Below are 3243 nucleotides of genomic sequence, written 5' to 3'. Positions count from 1 at the left end.
ATAACTTGGAGCTGAGTGAAAAATGACTTATGAAAGAAATCTAATGAACGGCCTATATCTAAAATATCCTCTTTAGCTCTAACCAATCTAAGCTTTTGCTTTTCTTTTTCTTTAGCTTTTAATTCATCTTTATCACGTACTCTTAATTCAGTATTTGCATTAATTTCAGCAATACGTTTTAAATATATAGAGTCATCAACTTCAAATGTTTTTAATAAATCATCTTTAGAAAAAGCTGGATGCTCGTGAGCTTCATCATAGATAAGCAATGAGCCATTCGGCAAATCGCGCCAATCAAATGGTTTATCTGTAGTTGACTGAATTAAGATCACACCAGGATAAGTACAACCAACAATGTTTGTATAGATCATTCGGTAAGGATCTTTTTTTGTAGTCTTATCAATAATAGACATACAATACAAAGTCTTACCTGTTCTGATAGGTGCTGATACAACTATAGCCATCTAATAATCCTCAGGGAGCTACAGCACCGCACAGGCAGCAGGACGCGCGCAAGCGCACATCCCACCGCCCCGCGCAGTGCTAGCTTCTCCCAATCGTAATTTTTGCTGTTTTAACGAATGCAGCAATCATCAGAGCAGAGATAATGACTGAAATGCATTGATCAATTTTATAAAGCTGAATAAGTGAAAGTACGTCTGATGGCAAACCCAAAAATGCATCTTGTATTTTATCTTTGGCTTGAGTAATCAAATCATTAATAAAGTAGAAAGTAATGATTGAAAGACCAGTAGCAGCAAAAAATCTAAATATTATTGCTGATACTAAATAACGTGCGAGTGCAGCTAATAATGCAGGCATTATGAATCCCTCATTACAATAATAGCGCCATAAACATAAGCTAAAGCTAAGAATAAATAACCAAGCCAAGCTGAAGAGTTACAAAGATTTTGATAAGAAATAGTTTTATTAACTACACCAAAAGGTGTTGACCAATTAATATTTTTATCCGCTGGGCAATAAGCAGCATTAACTGAAATTAATGATGTAGAAAAGTTCTTTTCTGTTAAAGGATTTGTAGAAATTTCATTTTCTTCACCTGATGCAGGATCTTGAGTCAAGAAGTCCTTTAATTCCTTATGATTCTTATTAATTGCATTAATAAGGTCTGCATCGCTACATCCTGAAACTGTTGCTTCTGAGGTTGGTGTAGCTTCTGTTACTTCACAAGGTTTGCTAGGTTCTGATGAACCACCACCATTGCCAGTGCCTGAACCATCTTTATTAGCAATATCTTTTAATGATGCATTTGATTCAGCTAGAGCATTTTTTATATCATCAAGTTTTGAATTAGTAGAATCTGATTTATTTTTTAAATCTGTTAAATTTTCGTTCGTTTTATCTATTTTTTCATTAGTAACTTTGAGTGCATTCTCAACATTTTTAATAGATTGAGACAATTCATTTTTAAGCCAAGAGAGCTTTTCTGAAACTTTATTAACAGCATCTACAACAGCAGTAATATCAATATTTACCGTCGATTTAATATTATTAACAATGTTTACGATTGTAGTGCCATCTGCGCTAGAACTTGTTGAAGTACTTGTTGAAGTCGATGTATTAGAACCGCTGCCTGAACCTGATCCTGAACCATCGCCCGAACCTGAACCGTCACCCGAACCTGATCCTGAACCAGTACTTGGCGAAGATTTCACACATAACTGCTGGCCATTGAATGAACCTGAAACGTATCCCTCGCCACAACCCTGCGGGGGGCGATTACAATATGTAGCACCTTTACAATTGTTTTCTACACGGGGTTTACTTTCATCAGGACAAAGAATTGAACCATCGGACTGCCGTGTACAATGATCGTTTGCCGGTGTAAAACATCCGCCATACGGATCTTTAGGATCGCAAGGAGGATTAACTAATTCTTCTTTACAAGATGGATCAGCAGATTTTGAAACAGAATCAAAAATTGTGGTAATAGCACCGTTAATGACAGGTGCCTTTGAAGGATCGCCAGTATATTTACACAAAACACCGTTATTCGGAATACAAATTGTTTTTTTAAGAGGTTCAGAGATCGGTTGAACTACAATTTTATAATCGGGATGAAAACAATCATCTTGACATGAATAATAGGGTTTTAAGCTAGTAGTTTTTACAGAATTACTTGTACTTTGATATCTACAAGATCCATCCGAAGCTTGCACATAATTCATCCAAAAATCTGAAAATGACTTAGTATTATTAGCGCAAGCATCTTCAGCAGAGGGATATGATTTTCCGTTTAGTTTCCAAGTACAATTATCAGAAAAAACATTAGTAGAAAAAATAACAGCGAAAGAAAAAAAGAAATATTTAAAAAATTGCATCATAAAATCCTTTAAATATTTATTTAAATAACCTTGCAAAAGCGACGGCAATCACTATGAAAATAATCCACTCAACTACAGATTGATCACTCACAATGATTGCCCCCTATATTAACGACCGAACATGCTGACGATCTTACGACCGACATACAGAACAATCGCAATACCAAGCACCCACAACCAGCCTGCATCAATTGTTTCTTCTGCACCTGAACCCGATGTTGCTGTAGCAATATCAGCAGCTTTAATTGCCAGTGCATTTGAAGATGCAACTACAGCACCAGTAACAATTGCACCAGTAGCAGCTGCTTTACCGCGGAAACGGTTAAACCAGGTTTTTTTATGAACTTCTTGTTGTTCAAGTTTTTGTACATTTTGTAAAGCCATGATATTTCTCCTTTAGCGAAACATGGACAGCACTTTTCTTGCAACAAAGACCATTGCAAAAACTTTTATTACAAACTTCAGAAGTTCATCACGAGCTTCTGGAGTCATTTCAAACAAAGCACTCTGTGTGCAATTCACACCATATTGAACAGCGTTAATTACCTGAATTGATTCACACAAATAAGCCATGCTTAACCCTCTATGTCTTTTTGCTTTGGTTTAAACAAAAAGAAAATAATTCTTTTTAAATCAACAAATACAAATCTAAAAAGACCGTAGATAAAGAAAATGAGGACTAAATAAAACATGATCACCCCAAGCATCTAGTCAAATGAAATGACAGCTGATTTTTATGCATCAAAGTGAAGCAATTTGGACATTCAACGACATCAATTTGGTGAACAGACTTGATCATTTATGTAGTCCCCTGTATTATTTTAAATATGTAAGTTATTGATTTTTAACATATTATACATTATACGAAATGGTATAATTAAGCCTTTAATTTATATAT

General features: G+C 35.1%; 5 protein-coding genes. All 5 read right to left on the bottom strand.

Going from position 1 to position 3243, the window contains the following annotated elements:
- The coding region (locus OKC24_RS19320) for a P-loop NTPase family protein (RefSeq protein WP_507159413.1) at nt 1-464 on the bottom strand (464 nt) is incomplete at its 3' end.
- A 79-nt stretch (nt 465-543) separates the two neighbouring features.
- The gene (locus tag OKC24_RS19315; RefSeq protein WP_265466250.1) at nt 544-822 is read right to left on the bottom strand and encodes a DUF2523 family protein; all 279 of its coding nucleotides are present in this window, start codon (nt 820-822) and stop codon (nt 544-546) included.
- Nucleotides 822-2381 carry a virulence factor TspB C-terminal domain-related protein gene (locus tag OKC24_RS19310; protein ID WP_265466249.1) on the bottom strand — a complete coding sequence of 520 codons (1560 nt, stop codon included), beginning with the start codon at nt 2379-2381 and terminating at the stop codon, nt 822-824. The genes OKC24_RS19315 and OKC24_RS19310 overlap by 1 nt, the downstream gene beginning before the upstream one ends.
- Before the next feature lie 72 nt (nt 2382-2453).
- Nucleotides 2454-2729 carry a hypothetical protein gene (locus OKC24_RS19305; RefSeq protein WP_265466248.1) on the bottom strand — a complete coding sequence of 92 codons (276 nt, stop codon included), beginning with the start codon at nt 2727-2729 and terminating at the stop codon, nt 2454-2456.
- A 12-nt stretch (nt 2730-2741) separates the two neighbouring features.
- A complete protein-coding gene (locus tag OKC24_RS19300) occupies nt 2742-2918 on the bottom strand; it encodes a hypothetical protein (protein ID WP_265466247.1) in 177 nt (58 codons plus the stop codon).
- Nucleotides 2919-3243: the final 325 nt, after the last annotated feature.

This window comes from Acinetobacter entericus (assembly GCF_026168575.1).
GTDB lineage: Bacteria > Pseudomonadota > Gammaproteobacteria > Pseudomonadales > Moraxellaceae > Acinetobacter > Acinetobacter bouvetii.
This window is presented reverse-complemented; position numbering and strand designations above follow the sequence as displayed.

Coding starts and splice junctions, on each gene's coding strand:
- OKC24_RS19305 (WP_265466248.1), bottom strand. CDS start 2,729: ATGGCTTTACAAAATGTACAAAAACTTGAACAACAAGAAGTTCATAAA.
- OKC24_RS19300 (WP_265466247.1), bottom strand. CDS start 2,918: ATGGCTTATTTGTGTGAATCAATTCAGGTAATTAACGCTGTTCAATAT.
- OKC24_RS19315 (WP_265466250.1), bottom strand. CDS start 822: ATGCCTGCATTATTAGCTGCACTCGCACGTTATTTAGTATCAGCAATA.